Origin of the sequence: Deinococcus arcticus, assembly GCF_003028415.1 — a bacterium.
GTDB classification, from domain to species: domain Bacteria; phylum Deinococcota; class Deinococci; order Deinococcales; family Deinococcaceae; genus Deinococcus; species Deinococcus arcticus.
In genome coordinates, this window is record NZ_PYSV01000026.1 from 1 (window position 1) to 22469 (window position 22469).

22 protein-coding genes and 4 pseudogenes are annotated in these 22469 nt (G+C 60.5%); 6 read left to right on the forward strand and 20 right to left on the reverse strand.

Going from position 1 to position 22469, the window contains the following annotated elements; genetic code table 11:
• From C8263_RS17295 to C8263_RS17345, 12 genes and pseudogenes are all read right to left on the reverse strand, one after another.
• Window positions 1-91, reverse strand: a pseudogene (locus tag C8263_RS17295) (IS6 family transposase); the annotation flags it as partial.
• Window positions 92-700: 609 nt separating this feature from the next.
• Window positions 701-1855, reverse strand: a complete 1155-nt coding sequence (locus C8263_RS17300; RefSeq protein ID WP_107139382.1) for a Gfo/Idh/MocA family protein — start codon at window positions 1853-1855, stop codon at window positions 701-703.
• Window positions 1856-2209 carry a cupin domain-containing protein gene (locus C8263_RS19395; protein WP_158263847.1) on the reverse strand — a complete coding sequence of 118 codons (354 nt, stop codon included), beginning with the start codon at window positions 2207-2209 and terminating at the stop codon, window positions 1856-1858.
• Window positions 2193-2705 (reverse strand): NAD(P)H-dependent oxidoreductase, encoded by a 513-nt coding sequence (locus C8263_RS17310; RefSeq protein ID WP_107139383.1) that lies wholly within the window; start codon window positions 2703-2705, stop codon window positions 2193-2195. The genes C8263_RS19395 and C8263_RS17310 overlap by 17 nt, the downstream gene beginning before the upstream one ends.
• Window positions 2698-4326, reverse strand: coding sequence for a M3 family metallopeptidase (locus C8263_RS17315; RefSeq protein ID WP_107139384.1), 1629 nt, complete (start codon window positions 4324-4326; stop codon window positions 2698-2700). Before C8263_RS17315 ends, C8263_RS17310 begins: the two co-directional genes overlap by 8 nt.
• Window positions 4323-5012: a hypothetical protein gene (locus tag C8263_RS17320; RefSeq protein WP_107139385.1), complete on the reverse strand. Its 690-nt coding sequence runs from the start codon at window positions 5010-5012 to the stop codon at window positions 4323-4325. The genes C8263_RS17315 and C8263_RS17320 overlap by 4 nt, the downstream gene beginning before the upstream one ends.
• Entirely contained in the window at window positions 5009-5995 is a 987-nt protein-coding gene (locus tag C8263_RS17325) for an outer membrane protein assembly factor BamB family protein (protein WP_158263848.1), read from the reverse strand. The genes C8263_RS17320 and C8263_RS17325 overlap by 4 nt, the downstream gene beginning before the upstream one ends.
• A gap of 136 nt (window positions 5996-6131) precedes the next feature.
• Window positions 6132-7478, reverse strand: coding sequence for a hypothetical protein (locus tag C8263_RS17330; RefSeq protein ID WP_146160755.1), 1347 nt, complete (start codon window positions 7476-7478; stop codon window positions 6132-6134).
• 15 nt (window positions 7479-7493) lie between these two features.
• Window positions 7494-7892, reverse strand: coding sequence for a VOC family protein (locus C8263_RS17335; RefSeq protein WP_107139388.1), 399 nt, complete (start codon window positions 7890-7892; stop codon window positions 7494-7496).
• Window positions 7889-9118, reverse strand: coding sequence for a tetratricopeptide repeat protein (locus tag C8263_RS17340; protein WP_158263849.1), 1230 nt, complete (start codon window positions 9116-9118; stop codon window positions 7889-7891). The genes C8263_RS17335 and C8263_RS17340 overlap by 4 nt, the downstream gene beginning before the upstream one ends.
• A gap of 115 nt (window positions 9119-9233) precedes the next feature.
• Window positions 9234-9371, reverse strand: coding sequence for a hypothetical protein (locus C8263_RS19400; protein ID WP_158263850.1), 138 nt, complete (start codon window positions 9369-9371; stop codon window positions 9234-9236).
• A gap of 744 nt (window positions 9372-10115) precedes the next feature.
• The gene (locus C8263_RS17345; RefSeq protein WP_107139390.1) at window positions 10116-11261 is read right to left on the reverse strand and encodes an AfsR/SARP family transcriptional regulator; all 1146 of its coding nucleotides are present in this window, start codon (window positions 11259-11261) and stop codon (window positions 10116-10118) included.
• A gap of 764 nt (window positions 11262-12025) precedes the next feature.
• Here C8263_RS17345 and C8263_RS17350 point away from each other — a divergent pair.
• Window positions 12026-12814, forward strand: a complete 789-nt coding sequence (locus C8263_RS17350) for an alpha/beta fold hydrolase (protein ID WP_107139391.1) — start codon at window positions 12026-12028, stop codon at window positions 12812-12814.
• An 88-nt stretch (window positions 12815-12902) separates the two neighbouring features.
• Here C8263_RS17350 and C8263_RS17355 read toward each other — a convergent pair whose 3' ends face one another.
• From C8263_RS17355 to C8263_RS19405, 3 genes are all read right to left on the reverse strand, one after another.
• On the reverse strand, window positions 12903-14591 hold the full coding sequence (locus tag C8263_RS17355; RefSeq protein ID WP_107139392.1) for a cation:proton antiporter domain-containing protein: 1689 nt from the start codon (window positions 14589-14591) through the stop codon (window positions 12903-12905).
• Window positions 14592-14602: 11 nt separating this feature from the next.
• Entirely contained in the window at window positions 14603-14923 is a 321-nt protein-coding gene (locus C8263_RS17360) for a hypothetical protein (RefSeq protein ID WP_229784211.1), read from the reverse strand.
• A gap of 180 nt (window positions 14924-15103) precedes the next feature.
• On the reverse strand, window positions 15104-15256 hold the full coding sequence (locus tag C8263_RS19405) for a hypothetical protein (protein WP_158263851.1): 153 nt from the start codon (window positions 15254-15256) through the stop codon (window positions 15104-15106).
• Between the two features lie 76 nt (window positions 15257-15332).
• On the opposite strand from C8263_RS19405, the pseudogene C8263_RS17365 reads away from it, so the two are divergent.
• Together C8263_RS17365 and C8263_RS19860 are read left to right on the forward strand one after the other, a co-directional pair.
• Window positions 15333-15575, forward strand: a pseudogene (locus C8263_RS17365) (IS6 family transposase); the annotation flags it as partial.
• A gap of 262 nt (window positions 15576-15837) precedes the next feature.
• Window positions 15838-15960, forward strand: a complete 123-nt coding sequence (locus C8263_RS19860; protein WP_269845152.1) for a hypothetical protein — start codon at window positions 15838-15840, stop codon at window positions 15958-15960.
• Window positions 15961-16266: 306 nt separating this feature from the next.
• On the opposite strand, the gene C8263_RS17370 is transcribed toward C8263_RS19860, so the two are convergent.
• From C8263_RS17370 to C8263_RS19910, 4 genes are all read right to left on the reverse strand, one after another.
• The gene (locus C8263_RS17370; protein WP_146160756.1) at window positions 16267-16596 is read right to left on the reverse strand and encodes a hypothetical protein; all 330 of its coding nucleotides are present in this window, start codon (window positions 16594-16596) and stop codon (window positions 16267-16269) included.
• 44 nt (window positions 16597-16640) lie between these two features.
• A complete protein-coding gene (locus C8263_RS17375) occupies window positions 16641-17381 on the reverse strand; it encodes a DUF6973 domain-containing protein (protein WP_146160757.1) in 741 nt (246 codons plus the stop codon).
• 573 nt (window positions 17382-17954) lie between these two features.
• Window positions 17955-18140 carry a hypothetical protein gene (locus C8263_RS17380; RefSeq protein WP_107139395.1) on the reverse strand — a complete coding sequence of 62 codons (186 nt, stop codon included), beginning with the start codon at window positions 18138-18140 and terminating at the stop codon, window positions 17955-17957.
• A gap of 668 nt (window positions 18141-18808) precedes the next feature.
• On the reverse strand, window positions 18809-18979 hold the full coding sequence (locus C8263_RS19910; protein WP_107139396.1) for a transposase: 171 nt from the start codon (window positions 18977-18979) through the stop codon (window positions 18809-18811).
• A gap of 206 nt (window positions 18980-19185) precedes the next feature.
• Here C8263_RS19910 and C8263_RS17390 point away from each other — a divergent pair, with 206 nt between their 5' ends.
• The 3 genes and pseudogenes from C8263_RS17390 (at window position 19186) to C8263_RS17405 (ending at window position 21735) form a co-directional block, all read left to right on the forward strand.
• Complete coding sequence (locus tag C8263_RS17390; protein WP_107139397.1) at window positions 19186-19551, forward strand: HU family DNA-binding protein; 366 nt, start codon at window positions 19186-19188, stop codon at window positions 19549-19551.
• A 151-nt stretch (window positions 19552-19702) separates the two neighbouring features.
• Window positions 19703-19989, forward strand: a pseudogene (locus tag C8263_RS19735) (transposase domain-containing protein); the annotation flags it as partial.
• A 1149-nt stretch (window positions 19990-21138) separates the two neighbouring features.
• Window positions 21139-21735, forward strand: a complete 597-nt coding sequence (locus C8263_RS17405; protein ID WP_107139400.1) for a hypothetical protein — start codon at window positions 21139-21141, stop codon at window positions 21733-21735.
• A gap of 171 nt (window positions 21736-21906) precedes the next feature.
• Here the strand turns inward: C8263_RS17405 and C8263_RS17410 are convergent.
• Window positions 21907-22112, reverse strand: a pseudogene (locus tag C8263_RS17410) (integrase core domain-containing protein); the annotation flags it as partial.
• Window positions 22113-22469: the final 357 nt, after the last annotated feature.

Below are 22469 nucleotides of genomic sequence, written 5' to 3' on the forward strand. Positions count from 1 at the left end.
GCTGGCTGAGGGGGAAGCGGTGGTAGAGCCGCAGGGCATACCCAATGACACTCAGCGGGAATCGATGTCGATAGGGCTTCCGGTCAGTCACAGCTCGGCAGCCTATCAGCGTTAAGTTGCCAGAACCATTGAACGAGAGCTGCGTGCTGGTGGACGGCAGGGACGTGTCGCCGTCATACGAGTTGTGGGAAAGTGTTGAGGTAGGGTAACACGGAGCTGAAGGGCAGAAGCTCCTCAGCGACTGGTTTGCCCTTTCTGGAACGGGGATCCCCTCTGGCCGCACCACAGATTTACCCTCCGCACCAGAAACATCGAAGAACTGCTGGAACGTGGGAGATGCGTCACCTGGACGTCTGTCCGCATCTCGTGCATCAAGTTCAGCGATTCCGTGGCCGAGAGTTAGGTAGGCATATCGATCCGAGGGGGTGGGCACCTGTGCGGAAGGGTCACCTGAGGGTGTGTCCCCACCGGATATAGCGCAGCCCCACGATGGGCTGGGCCCCTGCCTCAGCGCGGTTTTGGGGTGCTCTGCAAGGCAGAAACCCTAAGCTTTGTCACTCAGGAGCAGGCCGGTAAAATGGCCAGTGGTTTGGTGAAGGCCTGGCTGGAGAGGTTCGATACAGGAGACAGTCGGCTGCTCAAATCAGGACAGAGACCTGCCCTGAACCCGAGGCCCGGTAGGTTGACAGGCACGCGTGATTTATTTCTCTTCTCTCTCAGGACGTGACACCGGCACAATGGCGGTCTGTGCGCGAGACCGGTGGGCTTCTTGAATGGCGTCAACGACCAGCTGGGCCTGCACCCCATCCCAGAAGTCTGGCATGCAGACTGTGTGACCTTGAATTTGAGCGACGAACGCCCGGGCACCGGTCAGAGGCTGAGCGAAAATGGACATGATGTTGCCGTGTTGTAGGTGCTCACTGGCCGTGAAATCAATGGTCGTGTGGCGAGGAGCGCCCTCGCCTTGCACGACGGTGTCCACTGTCGCATGGTCTCGATCGCCCAGGCGCAGGTCACACACCAGGTGGCCGAGTGTGCCTTCCAAACGCAGTATTTGCCGCACTTCCCAAGCGCCAAGATGGGCGACGTTCGAGAACCGGAGGGTTCCGATGCCGCCGTCCACGAAGGTCATCCACGCCACCCCTGAATCTGGTGCGGGGTGTGGCAGGTGCGCGCCCAGTTCATCCCAGGCCATATGGTTGGTGAGATGGGCACTCACCTCCTGAATCCTGCCAACGATCCACAGCGCCAGATCAATCATGTGGAGTGCAAGACCACCCACAGCGCCCAATGACCTGTGCGCGTCCAGATACCAGTCGTACTCGCGCGCCAGCTGGTCGGCCACTTGATAGGTCATGTCAAATTGCTTGATGTCTCCGAGCACGCCAGATTGAACGACGTCGTAGATGTACCTGTACGGTTCAAGCCACCTGTAGGTGAACATCACCATGTGAACAATGTTGTGGCGAACCGCATGTTCATGCAGGGTCTGCGCTTGCAAGGCCGTGAGTGCCAGGGGTTTCTCACACAGCACGTGCAGGCCGCGTTCAATCGCATCCAGAGCCATCTGGTAATGACAATCGTCAGGGGCGGCGATGATGACGGCATCAATCAGGCCACTCTCATACATGGTTCGGTAATCCGTAAAGATGTGGGTGGCGCCTATTTTTCGTGCCAGTGGCTCAGCCTTTGATGGGGTGGTGGCGCAGAGCGCAACAATGACGGCCTCGGGCTCCTTTTTCAGCGTCCAGAGGTACATGAACTGCACCCATGGGCTCACGCCGATAATGCCAAGCCGAACAGGGCGTTGGTGTGCGGAGATGGGTGGGCTTGTTGCGGGCAAGGGGCTGGGCATTCAAGACGTCCTTGCAGTCACGGAGCCGGGAGGCTGCTTTTCATCCGTACCTGTCGTAGAGATCCGGGCGGCTTTGGTGTTGACACACAGCAGGGTGGAAGGGGTGTCGGCGAGGTTGTCCAGTTTGTGAGGCGCACCCGCAGGAATGAGGATGCCTTGACCTGAACAGAGGCTGGTGCATGTGCCGTTGATGGTGACGGCCACATGGCCCTCAGCAACAAAGAAGAACTGATCCGTTTGCTGATGGGCATGCATCGTGCCGGTGCAATGCGCGCCGATTTCCTCAAGGTATCCGACACTGCACCATGTCTTGAACAGCACCTGCACGTCGTCAACTTTAAACACATCGTTCATCGTGGTCGACCGTCCATCCTTGTCGGTTGAGGACGTAATGCGTCCATGACAAGTGTTGAATGCCAAAGTAAGCGCAGAACGCTTCAGTGGGTTTGCGAAGCGCGCGCTCCCCGCTGAGCCCTGTATGGGCGTGCGTGACCAGGGCAATGGATTTGGTGGCCAGGACAGCGCGCAGGTGCGCCTGCGGTGCTTCATCAAGGTCACAGCAGCGTTCCAGAAACAGCTGCAGCAGGGATGAGTGGTTCCCAAAGTACACGGGGGTCAGGAACAGAATTTCATTCCGCGTCAGGACTTGGCAGAGTAAATCCAGAAACTGATCGTCTGACGGGTATTGTTGGTCGTACCGGTATGGGTGGATCACGCTCGACCTGAGCAGGATGGGCGGCACGTCGGGCGTGAGGTTGAAGCGCTGCTGAAACCCTGCCGTCTGATAGAGCGCCGTGGTGTTTCCTGAGGTCTGCAAGCTGGCCAGCACGACGCTCGGTGGGTCAGGCATGCAGCATGTCCAGGTGGCGGGGTGGATGCACCGCGTATGTGGCGCTCAGCGTGCTTTGTCTCTTGATGAGGTCATCCGCAGATGTGGCGTGTGACCGGATCACGTGGGTCAGGGGCCGTTGATCGTACCAGGCCTCGCAGGCCAGCAGGTCAGACCACAGGTAGGTAAAGTACCGGGCCGCGTAACTCGTGGCGAAGCTGTGGTTGAGCTGCAGGTTGGCTAGTCGGTGGTCGATGAAGCCTGCCGTCCGGAAGGAAGCAGTGAATTGCCTTGTCGCTTCACTGCTGCGCTCGGCGTCATGCAGAACGTGGTTGTATAGGTCAAGCAGGGCCGCGTGACCTCGGCGAGCCAGCTTGAAGAGGAGGCTGACCTTCAGGTTGTGCAGGTGCTGCTCCACTGCTCGTGCGTCCGCGAGGCCCTCATAGAAGTGGGGCGTGAGCGCCAGTTTCTCCAGATATTGACTGGTGTATTCCCGCTCGGATTCATTCAAAGCCTCGACGCTGAGCCCTTCTTGCTGAAACAGCAGCAGGTTCTGGAGGGCATGTCCAAATTCGTGGCAGAAACTCATGACGCGCTCCAGGCGCTGGAAGCGTTCACCACTGGTATTGCCCGTATTCACCACCACAAACGAGCAGGGCGGCTCCGTGTCCGTCCCATGCACCGCGAAAGTGGCGTTCTTATACCGCGCGGTGGCTGGGCCAGCGCAATCAAGGATGATCCGGCCAATGGGCGTATGGTTGAGGGCCACATGGATCTCTTGTGGCGCGCCAGGCTGCCCCGGCGCTGGGAGGGTGATGGTGATGCCGTGCCCTTCAAGGTGATGTGCGAGGCGTGCCAGGACGTGATGGACGGGCAGATGGAGGGCGCGGAGATGCGCCGGCGGGATGGAAATAGCCTGGATCACCTGAGGCAGGGCGCCGGGCGTGGGCGGCGCCGTTTGCCCATGCTTCTCCAAGAGGCCGCCGAGCTGATGATCTGCGGTGTCCAGGCTAAGGCGTGCAAGCTGCTCCACGAACGCAACCGGCACCTCAGGATTTTGATAGCCAAAGAAGTGCATGTGATGGGCGGCAGCGGCGAGTTGTCGGCGCAGGGTGAGAATGGCCTGCGCGTGCTCGGGAAGACCAGAGGCCTCGACTGCTGCCTGTTGGCGCTGGCAGATGGCGGCGCGTGTGGCTGGGGAGGACGTATCCTTCAGCAACGCTGCCAGCGCCTGATACTTGTAGGTTTGACCCTCATACGCAATTGGGGTCGCCATGAATCGCCGGTATGCCTGACTGTACTGGTCCACTTCTGAGTAAATGCGGCGCAGGGTGTCTTGTTTGCCGTTTTCATCATCGATGAATTCATCACAGATGACCCGGGCCAAGGTGTTGGTGTGGTCTTCCGTGGCTATAGGCCCAAGAGCCCTCGCGCGCTGCTCTGCCAGGGCGGCAAACTCGTCAATCTCCTCAACCTGTGAAGGTGCCAGCGGTGCATACCCGCAGTGGTGCAGAATGAGCAGAAGGGTCCGGGCGCGATTTCCACGAACAATCTGCAGGGCATGGTCGGTTGGGTCGGGGCCTTTGAGTGCCTGGGCAGCGGTGCGAAAGGTGGACAGAATCGCTGCTTGATCAAAGGTCATATGGGACGAAACCCGAAGCTGAGCGCCAACGTCCGGGCAGAGTAATCCGACAACCACCGGCCGTGAACTGTGTTGGCGCCATCAAAGAGAATGGCGTGCCCTGGCGTCAAGCGCTCTTCATGCCGCTCACCCGCATCGTCGTAGTAGTAAAAGTCATGCGGCGTGTGGCCCTCACGGTGTTCACGTGAGATCAGGAACAGCAAGTTGATGTGATACACGTCTCGGTCCACGTGCGGGTAACGGCCTTTGCCCTCCCCTTCATAGCGCAGCAGGGAGTAGTCGCCACTGAACGCCACGGGTCGCTGGCACACTTGTCCCACGGCTCGCTCCAGCCAGCCAATATCAACGTTGCATTCGGCCAGGAGCTCGACAGGGGGCGAATAGGCTTCGTAGGTCTGGTAGTCCTCAAGGTGCGCCACCAGATGCTGAGTGACCTGCTCTGCAAATGCCCCGATTTGTTTTAAGAGCTGATCATCGGTGATGTGCGTTGGCTCGAGGACACGTTGTTCCGACAACCGACGTTGAATCTCTGTGAAGGTGCGCGTTTTCGCCATTCCGTCAGGATTCTTGCGAAACAGATTGTACAGGATGGAGTTGATGATCTGCTCCGCATTGTCTTGTGCGGGCGTGCGCACCTTGACGTTGAATTCGTTTTCGTAGGCTTTGAGAAACTGTGAACCGTTCATTCTGACCTCGCTTGAAATGTGAATCCGAAGACCGCTCCGTCATTTGAGGTCACCAACAGATGACCTCCAGATGTCATGACTGGAGAGCCGTGAATCGCTGTTGGAAGGGACTTCACTTCTGACTCCTGCTCTGTTTCCCACAGGAATTCACCGGTAAAGGCGTCAAGGCACAGAATCTTTCCGGCTTGATGGGTGACCATGAAACAGTGGTTGATCAGCAGCGGCGCGGTGTACCCGAAGCGCACATTGACCGCACAGTCCCACTGCCGGCCACTGCCATCGCGCGCAAATGCGTAGATCCTGCCCAATTCTGTGGTCACCACAATGCCTGTTGCCGAGATGGCCAGTGACGCCGTGGTGCTGCCAAACACCCGGTAGCGTGCACGCGGCTTGAACGTGACGATGTCCAGGGCCACCACATGCCCGCCTGTGTCAGCGATCCACACACACTGATGTTGATGGTCATACACCGGCGTGGCCACAATGTCGTGCGGCAGGTCAAAGGCTGCGCGTTCCTCCAAGGCTAGGTCAAGCGCACTCACGCGGTTGTACGAGCACAGCAAAATCAGGTCATGGTCGTCGGCCACCAGCAAGTTGGCGTATGGATTGGCCCGGTCGTACTTCGCGCCTCGGCCCCCCACCTGCGTGCAGGTTCGGCGTTCTGTCACCACCTGCAAGGTGGCGGGGTCCACCCTGTAGAGCCGGTTATCGTAGGCGGATACATAGAGGAAATCTCGATGCACCACGGGTGTGGCGTACACAGGGGTGGCCAGGCGCACGAAAGCTTTCGTCTGGCCGGTGTGGTCCAGCCGGTAGAGGTATCCATTGGTGGTGCCCACCAGCAGATCTGCACCCAAGAGCTGCGCCGGGGCGTACACCGAACCTTTTAACTGGTTGCGCCGCTCCACGCTGCTCAGCTGCTCATCAGACCGGCTCACCTGCCCGGCATAGTCAAAAATCCACCGCTCCTGGTCTCGGGCCACGACAGGACTCCATACGGGAACGGGACTGCGGTGTGGCCCAGACGTGACGGCGCAGACCCTGGTGAGGATGGGGCCAGCTTCCATATCCACGTCGGCCACCACACCGGGCGTCAGGTGCTCGTTCTTATATCTCACGTCAGATGGCCTTAGTGCCGGCCGGGTCCAGGTTGAGCACCGCTGAGGCGGTCATCTTCCGGAACGCGAAGAAGTAGATCGTGCCCGCCATCACCAGCGCCAGGTTTTCGGCAATCACAATTCCGACCGGCGATTTGTATATTAGGCCCGCAACCGCCATCATGATCGCGCCGGTGATAGACACCACGATAGAAGCATTTCGGATCAAAGCTGTATTGTAAGTCGACACCATAATAACGCTGACAAACTGTTCAATGAGATAAAACAAGATCAGGCACACTTCAATCCTGACGAAGAAGACGGCAAGCCCATGCGATTCATGCCCTTTGGGAATGCCCATTAAGCCCAGGATGAACGGCGCAAAAAAGAAGAGGGTCGCCGCAACCGCAATTGAAGGCAGGGACAACAATTTGAAGAGTCGCAGGGCAAGTGACCGGTCAATCTGCTCCGCATCATCGTCCACTTCGCGGGTGTAGAACACATGACTGGCGGAAACCAGCGCCTGGGGCACGCGGTAGGTCAACGTCATGAGTTTGACGTACACCTGATACGCGATGATGGCTGGCCCCCCCAACGCCGCCATCAGGGAACCAGCCACGACGGACGACCCCCAGTCCAGCGCGTTGCGGATACCAATGTTCCACGCCCCCGTGGTGTAAATCTTCATCAAGGGCCGCAGGAGATGCACCCCAAACGCGTCTTGCACCTTGTCCCAATGCTTCACGCAGACCCCCGCCAGGAGGGCCAGATAGACCGCCCGGCTGATCAGCGTGGCCAGGGCGACCGTGGCTTCCGGACTGGTCACGGCTACATGCTTCAGACCAACATAGTTGAGCAGCGAATTCAAGCCCAAGCAACCGATCAACAAGGGCAGGGCCACACTGCTGCTAATGCGGATACGCACCAGCATGTCAAATTGACGGGTAATCAGGATCAGAAACAAGCCAAAGATCGTGATGTCCAGATTGTTTGTCAGAACGTCGTATTGCTGGGCATTGAGAAACGTTGAAAAAAGTGGCCGGAGTGCGAGTAGATAGACAGCAACGCCTAGCGTGCACATCAGGGCCGTGTAAACGGCTGTCGTGAAAAACGTGCCGCGCTCGATGGTGCCGTGGCCCAGGCGGTTGATGTACAACACCAGGTGGCCGGTGAGAAGACTGGCCGTGACATTCACCACGGTATCCGCGTAGCCCACCATCCCGGCAGCCAGGGTTGATACCTGCAACAGGAAGAAGAAATCAATCAGGCCGAACGAAAAAACGGAGAGATCACTGGCAAGCAGATTAGCGGAGAACCGGTAGTATTTTCTACGGGAGAACACGTCGGGTGTGTTGGAAGTTTGCGTCATGAAGAACTCAGTGGTTTAAAGTCCGCCGCACACGTGTTCGGACACTTCGACCTTATGGCCATTCAGATCGAAGAAATAGAATGACCTTGAGCCTTCATACTCAATGTAACCATTGGGCGGATCCAGCCTGACCCCTTCTTGGTGAAGATTCCAGTATGTTCCTTCGAAATCATCCACCACAAGCCCATAGTGGAAAAGCCGAGCGCCGGACACTTTTTCTTTGACGCCTTCGGTGTCCTCGACCAGCGCGAGACATACTGGCGAATCACCGGCTTTCAAGATGGTCCAGCGGTCGCCCATCCTGTTGCCCATCTGTCTGATTTGAAAGTCAAAGTGCTTCTGGTAGAAGGCGACCGCGTCTTCGAGATTACCGACCATCATTTGAACGTGATCCATATGTGTGACTTTGTTCATGCGAGCGCCTCCGAAGCCATAAAGTTGTGGTGGTGTGTAGTCAGGTGATTGTCCATTTCCAGTTGCGTCCACGCCTGTTGGAAGTGCGCCCGGTGGTCTTGGTCTTGCAAATGGTTCGAAAGCTTTAGGCCAACGGCAACAGCGGACAGGCACGTCGGGTCAGCCTGCGAAATGGTCCGCATGTCGCGGAGCGCTTCCTCATATCGTTCGAGCTTGACCAGCATCCTGCCTTTGTTGTACCGGTGGTATTGCGTGTAGGGCGCGCCCAGTTCGACAGCTTTCTCCAGATAGGTTAAGGCGGCCTGGAAATTGCCTTGCGCTTCAAAGACTTCAGCCATCTCCCCGTATGACAGCGACCACACTGGATCCAATTGAATCAGACGTGCGCCGTACTGTTCAGCGAGGGCGTAGTCACGGCTGACATGCAAATACTCTTTCACGCGCGACTCGTATACGGTTTTCAGTGAGTTGACTGTTGCAGGATCACGCTCGTGAGCTTCGCGGGCCGCTGCCTCGGCGAGGTCCATCATGTGAGTGGTCGCTTTGCTGTCTCCAGTGCGGTACGCCGGGACCATCGCGTAGGCCCGGTACCAGTCTGCTTTGACGTTGAGATCGCGGGTTCGCTCCATGACCTGGGCGGCCAACGATATGAAGGTGTCTGCAGTGCTGGTCGAGACCGAGCCGTCCTTGACGTTCCAGACGATGGCCTGAGCAGCAATGTGCGCAACTTCGGCAGGCTGAAGCTGCCCAGCCTTGACCATGGACAAGATGGCGCTCAGATGGTCTTCACTGGATTGCGACTGCTGACCCGTGCGGTTGGTCAGCAAAAAGCCCAGCAGGTGGTAATCCCGCAGAAACCGCGCGGGCAACTGTCGGGTCTCGATTGTCGCGAACACCCTCCTGGCCAGTGCATATCGACACACAGAGATCAAAAAGTTGGCCAGATTGATCTTCTGTGGGTTGGTGACATGCTGCAGGTGACGCAGCATCCAGGGCACGGATTGGTAATGGTCATGCACCCCATAGTTCAATTGTTCAAGTTGATCAATATCTAGGGGGTTGAGCATGGCCAGTTCCTGCAGCACCTGTGGCTCAAACACTTGACTGAACCGGTAGCCTGGATCGTCAAAGTTCTGACGCAAGAAATTGTACTCGCTGAGACGCACAAATAAGGGTGCGGGGGTTGTTTTCGTTAGATTGACGAGGTAGGTCTCAAATGCATTCATGCTATGCCCCATTCTCTATTTTGGATAACAAAATGGCCTAATAGAATAGTGAACTATTCTATTAGGCCTGTTGTAATGATGCGCAACAGAAGTTTCAGTCGCGCATCATTATCAATTACTCAGCCTGCTCGGTCGTGGCTTCGGCAGTTGCCTCTGCGGTTTCTTCGACGACTTCCTCTTCTTCGAAGAGAAGGACGGTCGAGGAGGGGAAGAGGGCGCTGATCTTGTTCAGAAGAATGCTGTCGTAGTTCATGATGGCCTCCAAAAAAAAGTGTTTGACCAAGGACGTCTCCTTAAGCCTTAGAGAGTGTACTGATCGAGCAGGGATTCTGTACGGGATGTCTTGTTGACATCAAGATTAGGCCGTGGTAAACCGTACGCGTTTTAGATGTCAAAGAAGAGAAATGATAAGTTGCCGATGATATAAGGTCAGGCATCCTTTTTCATTCCAGATCCCGCTTGACAGACCTCGTTATATGTGACAGGGCGTCCGGTCAAAACTTGGTATGAGGGCCTGTAGGGCCCGTAACAGGTGCAGCAAGCGCTCCTCAAGATGAACGAGCCTCCGTCCGAACACGCGCACCGCGCGGTATGTGTGTTTCTGCCGTTCCAGGGTTGGCGAGCGGCCAAGACTTGGCCAGTGATCCAGGCCCGGATAAAGGCTGCGAACCCGCAGGTGAGCAGCGTCGAGATCCGTCGCGTCCGCGTGGCCCCGGCACATCAGATGCGGGCCCAGAGTGCAGCGACTGGACTGAGGGAGCACTGCTTCCATTCAGCGGCGCGAGCGCGGCGGGTGCCCCAGTCATACGGTACATAGAATCTCCGTCTATAGGCCGCAAGCCATGCAGAGCCCTGCGGGTTCGCCCCTATTGCAATCAAGGACCTAGAGTTGGCCAATCGCGCGCTTTGATGTCAATACAGTATCTACCTTGCATTTCACGTCATTTTTCGCGCATATGGAGCACTGTCCGAGGCTCTGCATCCCCCGTGGCCACCCCTACATGAGCGCCTGCCATTCGGCCTCGTACTGCCGGATGCGGCGGGGATCACCCAGGCGCCGGGCGGCTTGGAGCCGCACCTCGTGCAGCTCCACCACATTTGGTTCGACCAACAGACACTGTTCGCACGTGGCGATCGCCCGCAGGGGCTCCCCCGCCTCCAGCCAGGCCTGCGCCACCTGTTGTGCCAGCAAAGCCAGCTCCGCACGAGTTTCCAACCTGAGCCCTTCAGCCCATTCGCTGCCGTCCAGGCCAGGCAGAAAGGGGCCCTGATAAAGGCTCAGCGCTCGGGGGAGATTCTGCGCGATCAGGGCCGCGCGCCATTCCAGGAGGTCCAGGCGCACGGCATAGCCCGCGCCCATCTGGTAGCGCCGTGCGTGGTACGGCCCGTCAGTGATGATCACGTTCTCCCCGATGTGCCGCCGCGCTTCCGCCAGATGGGTCTTGATGGCACTGGCTGCGGCATTGGGGAATTTGTCCGGGTATAACGCCAGCTGTACTTCCTGCCGGGTCTGGCCTGGCCGCAACACCAGGCACGCCAGAAGGGCTACGGCCCCTGGACTCAGTGGCACAGTCTCGCCTTCCACGGTGACCTGCTCGGTCCCCAGGGTGGAGATGTCCAGGCGCGTCAGGGGCCCGTCCAGGCCCTGCACTGGCACGCCCCGCAGGCCAGCGGCGTTCCCGAGCAGGCCAGTGAGCGCCGAGCGGAGCGCTGGATCGAGTGCGCCAGCGTGCAGGCTCTCGGCCACATCCTCCAGGTCCGCCGTGAACGCCGGCGGCATCTGCAACCGGGCGAAATCTTCGGAGGCCGCCTGCAATTGGGCTGGAAAGTCAGCGGAGCGGCTGAGGTACAGGGCGTGCGCGTGATGGAGTTTCGCCCGCGCGGCCCAGACCGGCTGGCCTTGCGCCGTGAACCCTTCCGTTGCCTGGGTCAGGTCCCGCGCGGACTGCAGCGGCTGGCCTTCCCGCCAAGCCAGAATGCCCCGGGCCAGCAGCACGGCGGGTGGCAGTGGCTGCCCTGGCGGGGTCACCCATAGGTACAGCGCCGCATACCCCTGCGCGAAGCGCCCCTGCCGCCCGTGGTATTCCGCGAGTCTGGGCGCCAGCCACCGGGCGATCTCCACATCCTCCAGGGCGCCCGTCATCCCTTGCAGGGTCGGTGAGCACCTGGCCGTACTGCCGCCACTCGCCCCGCCGGGCGTGCAGCATGGCCATGCTGGTCATCAGGTGCCCTTTGGCGCGTTGGGAGGACGTGGTGTCCAGTAAAGCCCTGGCTTCTTCTAGCGCGTCTCCGATGTCGTGGGCCTCTCCCACAGCCACGAGCAGGTCAAGCCAGCCCTGCAAGGCGGTCAGCCGCGGCAAGGGGTTGGGAGCCGCCGGCAGGTTGAGCAGCACCGCGCGGTAGAGCCGGGTGGCGCGCGCCACCTGGCCGCTCGTGACGAGCATCCGGGCCAGCGACACCATTAGGGGTCGCACGAGAGTTGGAACAGAAAACCCCGCTAAGGATTTCATCGGTGACAGTTGATCCGGAAATTCAACGGAACCCGCCCAGCCAGCTTGAGGTGAGCCACGCCCTCCGAGTGACCCGATCTCTGGGGCCTCAGCGGGTGCTGAACCGTTCAAGTTCTGCCTGGCTCGGATGGCGCATCCCAGCCTTCACGGGAGATTCGGGATTTTTTGCGAACGCTGCCTGTTATGCGGCGCGCAGGCACACGCGGGGACCAGATAACCAGATCCGCGCTGGCGTCCCCAGCAACCGGGCCAGGGCCTCAACGGTCTTGCAGGTGGCCGCGCTGCTATTCGTCCGGGCCGCGCTCAACATCAGGGTGCGGCGGCCGGCGCGACCAGACACCTAATTCCTTTCTGGGCCCACTGAGAGAGTCTCAAGACAAGTGGGGTAGGGTGAGGTATGCGTTCGAGCCTGCACTTGCTTGACGTCGGTCCACTCGAAGCGGACGTGCTGATGTTCCTCCATGGAGGTGGACTGAGTGCGCATCAATGGCACCCACAACTCAAGGCCTTGAATGGGTACCGTTGCCTGGCACCTGACTTGCCGGAACACGGGCTCAGCCGCGCGCTTGGCCCTTTTGAACTGCATGACGCTGTAGAACGCGTGCTGCACGTTTTGGTTCAACGATCCCCGGGGCAACGTGTCCATCTGATCGGGAGTTCACTGGGGGGAGCGGTCGCCCTTCAGGTACTCCGAGTGGCCCCTAAACTGGTCCAGTCCGTATTCATCACAGGAACGGCCGCTGGCCTCAGCCGCAGGACCGGGCAGTTGACGCTGGCAGCTGCACCGCTCGTAAACCTCATTCCTAAGGAATGGCTGTTACAGGCCAGCGAACGGCAATTCCGTGTCCCTACCGCAGATCGCGCAGCATTTCGTGAAGACCTTCGGCAGGCGTTGAACATCCATACACAACACAGCCTGACACGTGCACTCATGAATCTGCAGCTGCCTATTTCCTCGAATGTTCGTGTGCTCGCTCTGGTCGGATCGAAGGAGACATGGACTGCCAAACGCGCAGCGCGCCATATCGCCCGTCTGATGCCTCAGGGACAAGCGGTGGAGGTCCCTCAGGTGGGGCACCTGTGGAATCTGGAAGCCCCAGATCTGTTTACTGCAACAGTACAGGCATGGGTAGAAGGGAAACCTCTTCCCCCCCCGCTGCGGCCACTCGCGACTGACGTTGAATGATCAGCACTACTGATGAATCAGATGTTGCTTGATCGGTTATGCAGATCTCCTCTTTGATGCCGGTCCACGGAATGAACTGGCACGGTCGTCAGGAAGTTGCTGGTTTGATCACTGACCCGGATGAGCTGCGTAGCGCAGCCAGAACATGATGGCCCATGGCCAGACCAAGCTCGTACTCGCCGTACAGCACGTCACTGGCACCCAGGTCCTGCAGCGCCTTCTGAGTATGCTCGTCGTGGGTCCTGGCGGTGACATGCACGGTGGGGTTGATCCGGCGAACCTTTTCCAGGATCAACTGGGACTGCGGACCGTCCGGCGTAGCGATGATGACCACACTCGCGTCGAGCAACCCAGCGCGTGACAGCACGTCCGTACGGGCCGCGTCACCGTACACCACGGGGAGATTTGCCTCCCGGAGTTCCTCCACCCGGCGTTCATCCTCTTCAATCACCACAAAGGAGATCTTCTCGTCCTGGAGTGTGCGTGCGATTAGTCGACCGACTCGGCCGTAGCCGACCAGGACGGCGTGCTGCGCCACGCCAACCGGAGGAAGATCCTGTGGAATCTCTTGAGGGGCCCGCTGGTGCTGCCAGGCCTCAATCACGGGAATCAAGCGGAACAGGAAAGGGTTCAGGATGATGGACACGATGGCGCCCGCCAGGATCAGGTTCTGGCCCTGTGCGCTGAGCAAGTTCAGGTCCCGGCCAAGGGTCGCCAGGATAAAGGAGAACTCCCCGATCTGCGCCAACGAGATGGCCACGGTCAGGGCTGTGGCGAAGGACGCCTTGAGCAGCCGCATGGTGAAGAAAGCCACCAACGTCTTCGCGACGATGATGATCAGCGCCGTGGCCAGAACCAGCAGGGGCGCTTGAAGCAGAATCGCTGGATTGAACAGCATGCCGACCGACACGAAGAACAACACGGCGAAGGCGTCTTGAAAGGGCAGCGCGTCCTCAGCAACCTGCTGGCTGAACTTGCTCTCGCTCGCGACCACGCCAGCCAGGAATGCTCCGAGTGCGAACGAAACGTCGAACAGGGCCCCAGCGGCGTACGCGATCCCCAACGCGGTTCCCAGGACCGCCAGGGTGAACAGCTCTCGTGAGCCCAGGCGCGCCACTCGAGCAAGCATCCAGGGAATAAAGCGCCGGCCAACGATCATCATCACGGCCACGAACAGGGTCATCTTGCCCAAGGTCAGCAGCAGGGAAACGCCCAAGGCCCCCAGGTCCAGTGGCCCACTTTCGGTGCTGCCCAGCAGTGGGGCCAACGCGGGCAGCATCACCAGCGCCAGGACCATCACGAGGTCTTCGACCACCAGCCAGCCCACTGCAATCTTCCCGTTGCTGGTGTCCAACGTGCCCCGCTCTTCCAGGGCGCGCAGGAGAACCACCGTACTGGCGACCGACAGCGCGAGGCCAAGAATGACGCCTTGACCGACCGTCCAGCCCCAGAGCTGGGAGACACCCACACTCAGCAGCGTGATGGCGATAATGCGGAGCAGCGCGCCAGGCACAGCGATGCGCCGAACGGCCAACAGATCACCAATCGAGAAATGCAGACCAACGCCGAACATCAGCAGCATGACGCCGATCTCAGAGAGTTGTGCGGCAATGCCAGCATCAGCCACAAACCCTGGGGTGAACGGCCCGATCGCCAGACCCGCAAGCAGGTAGCCAACCAGCGGTGGGAGACGGAGGCGGGTGGCCATCAGGCCACCGAAGAAGGCAAGGGTCAGACCAATGGCCAGGACAGCGATCAGTTCAGTGTGGTGTGGCATGGCAGCTCCAATCAGGTGTCAGAGGGCGGCGAGGTCTCGTGCGGGAATTCTTTGGTCAGGAACACTTCGAAATCGCTTTGGAACGCCTCGCCCTCGGTCGCCAGTCCGGCCGCCTGGGCGGCGTCCCGGATGGCTGCGGAGAGAAGTTGAGAGGCAGCGCGAGTGCGTGAGGCGTCCATCAATTCAGCGAGTTGGGAGAGCCAGAACACATCGGTGGCCTGGAGGCGAAGGGTGACTTTTCCTTCTGGGAGGTCGCCTTGATGACCGCGCGCCGCGTGTTCCTCCATCGCGTGACGAATCAGGGCCTGGAGCCGGGTTGATTTTGTTGCCATTGTTCCTCCACAGGAAGCTTCAGCGCCCACTGTCACGGGTGATGTGGTCTCCAGGCACCCCCGAATGAGCGGGAGCGCAGTGAAGATCCTCCATTTGCCAATCAGTTTACATAGATACTTTACACAATATCTGGCAAATTGCCAATATTTAGCATCTTCCGCCATAACAGAGTGCAGGATCTAGAAAAAATAATTCTCTTTCTGCATGGCGACCTCATAAAAAATAGCCCCTGGAGCAAGATTTTTTCTCCAACTCAGCCCTCGAAACCCCGCTCGCCCCGCAAGCAACTTGGGCAACCCTTCGGCGAATCCACCCGCAAAGAAGTCAATCATTCGATTATTTCTGGTCGCGGTTCTGGCAACTTAACGCTGATAGGCTGCCGAGCTGTGACTGACCGGAAGCCCTATCGACGTCGTTTCCACCGCCCGCTGTAACCATCTGGTGGAGCAATCTCATCGACCCACCCGGCAGCAAGAACGAGGCCAACTGGGCTTCAAGCGCCGGAAACGAACACAAGAATTCCTCGCCCTGCACGCCCGAGTCTCGAACCTCCATCGACACACGCGAACCACCGTTCCCGCCACCCTCAGACGAAGCCATCAATCCGCAGCTCTTCTCCGCTTGCGAGAGGCGATGCAGCAGGTGGCTTGATTCTCAAGCCACCTGCTGAGCTACTCCGGCCTCACTCAGGTTAAGTTGCCAGAACCCCCGTGGCAAAGCGGCAGTGCATCCAGAACTGGACACATGGATCAACCTGCCTCGCAAAGACGTGAAGCCGGTTGCTTGACCATGAGGGCGCTCGCGCACAGATCAGAGGCCGCGGCAACATCGTGCGCCGCAGTGGAGGTGAACAGAATGATTATGTGACGGGGTGATGATGACCAGCCAGGATGAGCGGTTTCACTCTGGACAGATGGTCACCCTGTTGATCGGCACCTTGGGTGGCAAGACGCACTTCACGGTGGACGACCATCCCGCCCAGCTCAGTCCACAGGCTTTCCTGAACGACCTGGAGCTTGTCTTGCTGCCTGACTGAGGTTTGCCTGATGCGGCTCTGCCGCCCAGCGGTTCGGGAGCACGCCTGAATGGCTGACGCAAGGTCAGCCTCGTGCCGACCAGCCCAAGAAACGAAGCGCGCCTGAAAGGGCGCGCTTCTGTCAGTTAGGCAGGTCAGCGCATGGGTCTGGATGGTGCGTCCGCTGTCACAGAGAGCGACAGCGTCCTTCCGCAGCTGAGCAGGATGCGGCGCTCATGGCGCCCTTCCTGAGGAAGAACCGGTGACCGGACTGTGCAGCCGGCCACCCACCGTGCACAGCCTGACCGCGTGCAGGTGCCAGAACCGTTAGAACCAGCCGGTTCGCAGCTTGCTCTCTGCGGTCACGGACCAGGCGGGGGTCAGGGTGAGGTCGACCTGACCCCGCATGCCGTGCGTGAGGTACGTGTTCGCTTTGACGGTGTGCGGTTGACCGCCCCGCATGAAGGTCAGCACCACATCGGAATCGCGCTGCACCTTCAGCGTAAACGACTGCGTCTGACCAGGCTGGAGGGCCGCTGTCTGCAGCACCTGACCGCCTGCTTCCATCCGGACATTGGTGATGTCCGACGCCGCTCTGTTCGTCACGTTCACCACGACCGCTGGCGTGGCCGTGCAGGCGGTGCACACCAGCGTCACCAGCGCAGCATTGAAAAAGGAGCGTGAGGTGAGGACGTTCAAGGTCACCGGTTGGCGCAGGGCGTGCTGTTGGTGGTGATCAGGGCGCCACTCTTGACTTCGCGGCGCAGGCAGTAGGTTGCGCCTGTCAGTACTTTGCTGCGAATGCGGGAGACGAGGGTGCTGCGGGCCACGCCTGCCCCGCTGGCCAGGCGGCCCGTGGCGTTGTTGCGCAGGTCCATGGTCTTGTCATTGCCGCTGGGGGCCTCGGACTCGTGTGCTGTGGCAAAGTCGACCGCCCAGCCGTAATCGATACCGCTCACCATCAAGGCATTCCAGAAGGCGTGACGGAAGGCGTCGGCCCGGCCCAGGTAGGCTCCGTCCCGGAATTGGCGGCCGGCTTCGGCCAAGGCGTCATCGGCGTAGCCTTTGGTTTTGTTGCACTTGATCGGATGGGCGCTGCACAACTTGAACTCTTCCCAAGTGAGACCGCCGGGGTAACTGCCCAGGGCGCCCAGGGCTTTTTCCTCGTTCAAACGCTGTTGCAGCAGGCCAAGTTGCGCGTGTTCAGGCGCGGCCTCAAGGGTGGCGACGAGCGCCTTGGTGGCTTCCGGCGTCATGCTCCAGATCGCCTTGACCATCTCGATCTTCTCAGGCGTGACGTTCACCGGCTGATTCAGGTAGGTATCGGGCTGTGCCAAAACCTCGGCAGGCAGCGCGGTGTCCGTTTGGGGGAGCACCTGGGTGCCGCAGGAAGCCAGAGCAGTGATCAGAAGAACGCTGAGAGCGGTGGTGCGTACGTTCATGTCAACCTCAAATCAGGACGGAGAGAAGGCGTGGGGGTTGAGGACGTCGGCCACAGGACGTTCCAGGGTCATTCACCCGTCGGAAACGGGAATGTGTAATTCGTCACATCGCTGAAGCAGACGCAATGTACTACAGATCGCAATGCGAGGCGAGCAACATTGTGCACGGCAAGGCGGGCAGTCCTCATGCCAACCCATCCATTGCGTTCTTCTGATTGCTCCAGCACATCGTCACCGAGCGAGGTGCTGGCCACTGAACCTCAGCAGGGCCGGCGCTGCGCAACAAGTCACTTGAGCAGCGGGAACCCTGGTGGGGTTCCCGCTGACGCCGTTTATTCGTGAGGACCGTCGCGAATGTCATGTTCCCTTGTCTGAGGGGCTGATGGCTGACTCTGAATGCCACGCTCGTGGACGAGTGCCTGCATGTCCCGCTGACAGTGCAGAAAGCGGTGGTACAGCCACAGGACACATCCAATAACGTGTGGCGTTACAGCTTGCGGTCACACACGGCTCAGGAGCCGCACGGCGTTCACGTGCCAGCACCCGAGGGCGGCAGGACCACACGCTTCCCGATCACTGACCCAGGACCGTCAAAAACACCAGACTTTTCACAGCGATGAGGGCCAGCGCGGCCAGGTCGGATAGTTTGAACGGCAGGAAGGGGGTCAACGCCAGGCTGAGCAGGCTGGTGCCGGTCAGGCAGGCGAGCATGACCAGCAGCGCCTGGTGTCGGAACTGGAACTCAGGCGTGAGCGTCATACCGCATCGTGCGTCACGCTGGGCCAAGGAACAAGAGGCGGCCTGAGTTCATGGATGTGGCCGCACCAGGAGGCGTCCATGGACCGGGGTGGAGGACCGGGCACCCACCGGCGTCCTGGCGCTCTGGCGTGCAGCGTTGAGGGGCTCGGTGAACGTGCTGAAATAATTGCGGGCCGCAAAACGTCCTCGCGGGGGTGGGCAGCAGACGCCCGGCCAGCGCGGCCAGGATGCAGCGCTGCACCCGTCCCGGTCCCCGGTCTATCCCCGATCGTGGGCCCTGAGCTTGAGAAAACCGAACACGAAGCCCGCAAGACCCACAACCACAAGGACTGGCAGCTCTTCGCCCAGTCCAAAACCCATCAAGCCCCCGCCCGCACCAATCACTGCGCCCCACGTCCCTCGCTGCCAATGCATCGCTTCAGCATGGCAGAACCCCCTGCAGGATGCACCGGCCAGCAGCGATGGTCCTCTTTTCCCAGGCTGCCCGCATGCCCCGCTGCACCCGTCCCGGTCCCCAGCTCATGGCTTCAGGTAAACGCGGCGCATCTGGTGTATTCCCAAGAACACAAGCACGGCTGAAACGCCGGCCAACCACCAAACCTGGCTGCCAATTCCCAGACCCATCACCAGGCAAGCCACCCCATAAAATACTGTCCATCCGTTCCTGTTCATGGTTCCAGCATGCCAGTCCCTGCTGGCCAGAGCTGCCCGTTTTCCTTTCGGTCCTTTGCCGGAACGTCGCGCCATGAGGCCCCTGTTCGCCGCACCCAGATGATGCCGCTGATGATGGGACAGTGGTCAAGCCAGGGCCGCCCATGTCCAACTTGAGGAAGCAACAATGGATCAAGCCGTCGCTATGGCTCGTCCGTGATTTCTTCGTGCCACAGCACCGAATCCGACTGACCGTTCGTGGTATTCAAACTTTGCCGACATGCCCTGAACACCCGTCTCCCGTGCGGAGGAGTGAACCGCGTGCGCCCGACGGACATCCCACACGCTGCCCGCGCCTCTTGCAAGTTGCGGCCTGGGGCGTCACACTCGCGCCATGACGAAAAAGACCACAAAAGCGCCGGCCAAGAAGACGGCGGCGAAAGCTGCGCCCGCACCCGCCCCCAAAGCCCCCGCCGCGGAGAGCACCAAGGTCGCCAGGACCCAGCTCGTGCAGCTGGTCGCGGACAAGACCGGCCTGACCAGGAAGCAGAGTGAAGAAGCCGTCGGCGCCATGCTCGACGTCATCGTCACCGCCATCAAGGGTGGCCAGAGCGTCGGCCTGCCCGGCCTGGGCACGCTCAGTGTGAAGGAAACCGCGGCACGGACCGGTGTGCGCCCCGGGACCACCGAGAAGATCCAGATTCCTGCGGGCAAGAAGGTGAGCTTCAAGGTCGCCAGCACCCTCAAAGGCAACCTGTAACCCCACCGCCCGCGCGCGGCCCAGGCATGTTGCCTTGGGCCGCGTTCGCGTCTGCGCCTGGGACGCCCGCGAAGGGTGGTGTGGCCTGAACCGGTTCAGGGCAGGCTGACCCGCCGTGACTGCGGCCACTCCGTACCGCCCCCGAAGTCCCATGACAATGATCCAGCATGCAGTCTGGCTGTACCATCGCCTCCCACTCAGCGACCGGGACGTCCAGGAATTGCCGCACCAGAGCGGGTCGAGGTCAGTTACGAGACGCTCCGCGAGTGGTGCCTGAAGTTCGGGCCGCTCTTCACCGATGACCTCCGCCAGGGTTCCCACTGGCTGTCAGATGAAGTGTGCACGATGGTCGGTGGCGTCCGATACTGGCTGTGGCGGGCGGTCGATGAGCACGAAACCGTGCTCGATGTTTGCCTTCAGCGTCACCGAGGGACCAAGGATTCAAGCGGCGAGGACGCACGCAAGAATTGCTCTGCCTGTATGCCCGGATCGAGAACCTTACCATCACTCTTGCACTGGCGTTTCCGCTACGACGCGAAGAGACAACCAGAAACAGGCGTTCCAAACGTGATCAACGGTCGCCGCAGGGGTGGCCTAAACATCAGGCCACCCCTGCCCTTCGGCCTCGGTGCCAGTGAAGGCCACTCAATCCGTGAGCGTCATACTGCATCGTGCGTCACGCTGGGCCAAGGAACAAGAGACGGCTTGAGTTCACGGATGGGGCCGCACCAGGAAGCGCCCATGGACTGAGGTGGGAGCCTGGGCACTCACCGGCGTCCTGACACGCTGGCCTGCATCGTTGAGGGTGCTCGAACAAGTGCCGGGCCACAAGATGCCCTGGTGGGGGTCGACAGCGGACGCCACCTGTACTTCGGAGAATCTTTATCGGACGCGTCATCGATGTCCAGCTCCCGCGGGGGGTGTTTGCGACTGAACCCGGGGCGCAGCGGTCCGGGTGACGGCGCGCGGCCCAGCAGTCTGCAGCGACCCCTTTCGGACTGGACCGCCGAGGAGGACTCAGGCGCCTGGATCAGAAGCGTGAGCCACCAGAACCCAAAGGGGCGGCCCTTGGCCAGCGTGCGCGATTCATGCGTGCGCGCCGCGTATGATGATCGCTTGATGCCCCGTCGTTCGGCCCTGGCTCTTCCCCGAGCAGAGCACCTCCGTCAACTCCGCAAAGTCTATGGGCCGCTCAGTCCGGCGTTCGTCGCTGAGGAACTGGGCTGTTCCCTGCCGCAGGCCACAGCATTTCTCTATGGCGCCCGGGTGGCCGAGCACTGCTGGGTGCGCGCCTGCGATCTGGCCTGGCTGAACGGCCATGAGGAGACTGCGGTCCTCGCGTGGCTCAGGCAGCACCACCTGCCAATGTCGACAGCTGGCTCCAGGCGTCATCCCACCACCTTCCTGCACCTGATGGACGCCAAGGCGTACCCGCAGGGCCATGCATGGCCCTCTCCGCATCCGACCTGGGCGTCTTTGCCCCGCTGGACGGCGGCCCATCTTCAGGCCCAGCCCACCCGGCCCAGGCGACGGGGCACGCCAGGTTCCGACCTGGACTGGCAGCTGGCCCGGAAAGCAGCCTGGCCCATGACGGTCGAGCGTCTGGCGGACGCCGTCTACGGCGTGCGCCGCCCAGATGCCCTCCAGCAAACCCGCCGCCTGCTCCGCGCCTGGGAAGCGCAGGGCCGCGTCGTGTGCTTTGCCAAGGGCCTCTATGACCTCGTTCGTCCAGAGGTGCGTCTGGATCCAGCGCCGTATGGCCGCAGTGTGCTGCCCAAAACCAGCATCCAACTCTTGCGCGCGCTTTACCCGGAAGTGGGCCACTGGCCGTCCACGGCGCTGGCCGCGGCGTGGCGGGCGTACAGCCGCCTGTATGGGTCGCCCCTCCTCCCCATCCTGGAGCAGCGTGAAGCGGCCTTTCTGGAGTACCTGATGGTGCGGGAACTGCATCCCACAGAGACCGGTCTTCAACTGGATGCCCGGTACGAGGCGCTCTGTCAGGAGACGTTGTTCTACCGCCTGGGCACGGTGCCGGTGGTCACCGAGGCATCACCTCAGCCGCCTGAAGTGACCGTAGCGAACATTGAGGCCGGCCTGATTGACTTCAAAGTGCTGGCCCGTGCCACCCGTCTGAAACTCCAGCGCGCCCACGAACGACCATCTGAGACCAATTCGCCGTCTTAACGACCTGTCCTCACCCTCGGCCTGAACCCCCGCGCCCGTCAGCTCCGAACGTGACTCAATGTGCGCTGTGCCGTGGAGGTCACCAGCCTTCCCCGCATCTCCTGATCACGACATCCGTTTGCCTTGGTCTGCGCTACGTGGGTCTGTCCCAGTGTTGCGCCGCTCAAGTTCAGCGGCTGTAGCTTGGCGTTCAAGTTCATGAGGCGGCAAGTAGCCCAGGGGGGGGTGGCGGCGCTGCCGGTTGTAAAAAGCTTCGATGAGCTCAAAGACCACTTGGCGGGCAACCTCCCGGTTCTCGAAGAGAGCGTTCTCCAGCAGCGCCCTTTTCAGGGCGCTGAAAAAGCCTTCCGCCACGGCGTTTCCCAGCAGGCCCCTCGCGACCAGGGTCTGTCGGCCAAGGTTAGCGGCGGAATTGCGAGGGGTATCCTTTGCTGCCATAGCGCGAAGAAAACAGCGATGGACAGCGGTCACGTCTCGAATCTCTTCTGCCGCCCATAGTCGGTCTGGCACGTCCGTATCTGACCCACCAGCCGATTGTCAGTGGTATTGTGTGGGTGCCTTGTACCAGCGCGTCTTGGCGTGATGATCTGGACGCCTCGTATCGGCTGGTTCTGGCAACTTAACCTGAGTGAGGCCGGAGTAGCTCAGCAGGTGGCTTGAGAATCAAGCCACCTGCTGCATCGCCTCTCGCAAGCGGAGAAGAGCTGCGGATTGATGGCTTCGTCTGAGGGTGG

Excerpts from the sequence above, each read along its gene's own strand:
- C8263_RS19395 (WP_158263847.1), bottom strand. The coding sequence starts at position 2,209 with ATGAACGATGTGTTTAAAGTTGACGACGTGCAGGTGCTGTTCAAGACA.
- C8263_RS17300 (WP_107139382.1), bottom strand. The coding sequence starts at position 1,855 with ATGCCCAGCCCCTTGCCCGCAACAAGCCCACCCATCTCCGCACACCAA.
- C8263_RS19400 (WP_158263850.1), bottom strand. The coding sequence starts at position 9,371 with ATGAACTACGACAGCATTCTTCTGAACAAGATCAGCGCCCTCTTCCCC.
- C8263_RS19405 (WP_158263851.1), bottom strand. The coding sequence starts at position 15,256 with ATGATTGACTTCTTTGCGGGTGGATTCGCCGAAGGGTTGCCCAAGTTG.
- C8263_RS17405 (WP_107139400.1), top strand. The coding sequence starts at position 21,139 with ATGACGGTCGAGCGTCTGGCGGACGCCGTCTACGGCGTGCGCCGCCCA.
- C8263_RS17380 (WP_107139395.1), bottom strand. The coding sequence starts at position 18,140 with ATGACGCTCACGCCTGAGTTCCAGTTCCGACACCAGGCGCTGCTGGTC.
- C8263_RS19860 (WP_269845152.1), top strand. The coding sequence starts at position 15,838 with ATGGTCACCCTGTTGATCGGCACCTTGGGTGGCAAGACGCACTTCACG.
- C8263_RS17320 (WP_107139385.1), bottom strand. The coding sequence starts at position 5,012 with ATGAACGGTTCACAGTTTCTCAAAGCCTACGAAAACGAATTCAACGTC.
- C8263_RS17330 (WP_146160755.1), bottom strand. The coding sequence starts at position 7,478 with ATGACGCAAACTTCCAACACACCCGACGTGTTCTCCCGTAGAAAATAC.
- C8263_RS17310 (WP_107139383.1), bottom strand. The coding sequence starts at position 2,705 with ATGCCTGACCCACCGAGCGTCGTGCTGGCCAGCTTGCAGACCTCAGGA.
- C8263_RS17340 (WP_158263849.1), bottom strand. The coding sequence starts at position 9,118 with ATGAATGCATTTGAGACCTACCTCGTCAATCTAACGAAAACAACCCCC.
- C8263_RS17350 (WP_107139391.1), top strand. The coding sequence starts at position 12,026 with ATGCGTTCGAGCCTGCACTTGCTTGACGTCGGTCCACTCGAAGCGGAC.
- C8263_RS17315 (WP_107139384.1), bottom strand. The coding sequence starts at position 4,326 with ATGACCTTTGATCAAGCAGCGATTCTGTCCACCTTTCGCACCGCTGCC.
- C8263_RS17345 (WP_107139390.1), bottom strand. The coding sequence starts at position 11,261 with ATGACGGGCGCCCTGGAGGATGTGGAGATCGCCCGGTGGCTGGCGCCC.
- C8263_RS17375 (WP_146160757.1), bottom strand. The coding sequence starts at position 17,381 with ATGAACGTACGCACCACCGCTCTCAGCGTTCTTCTGATCACTGCTCTG.
- C8263_RS17390 (WP_107139397.1), top strand. The coding sequence starts at position 19,186 with ATGACGAAAAAGACCACAAAAGCGCCGGCCAAGAAGACGGCGGCGAAA.
- C8263_RS17360 (WP_229784211.1), bottom strand. The coding sequence starts at position 14,923 with ATGGCAACAAAATCAACCCGGCTCCAGGCCCTGATTCGTCACGCGATG.
- C8263_RS17335 (WP_107139388.1), bottom strand. The coding sequence starts at position 7,892 with ATGAACAAAGTCACACATATGGATCACGTTCAAATGATGGTCGGTAAT.
- C8263_RS17355 (WP_107139392.1), bottom strand. The coding sequence starts at position 14,591 with ATGCCACACCACACTGAACTGATCGCTGTCCTGGCCATTGGTCTGACC.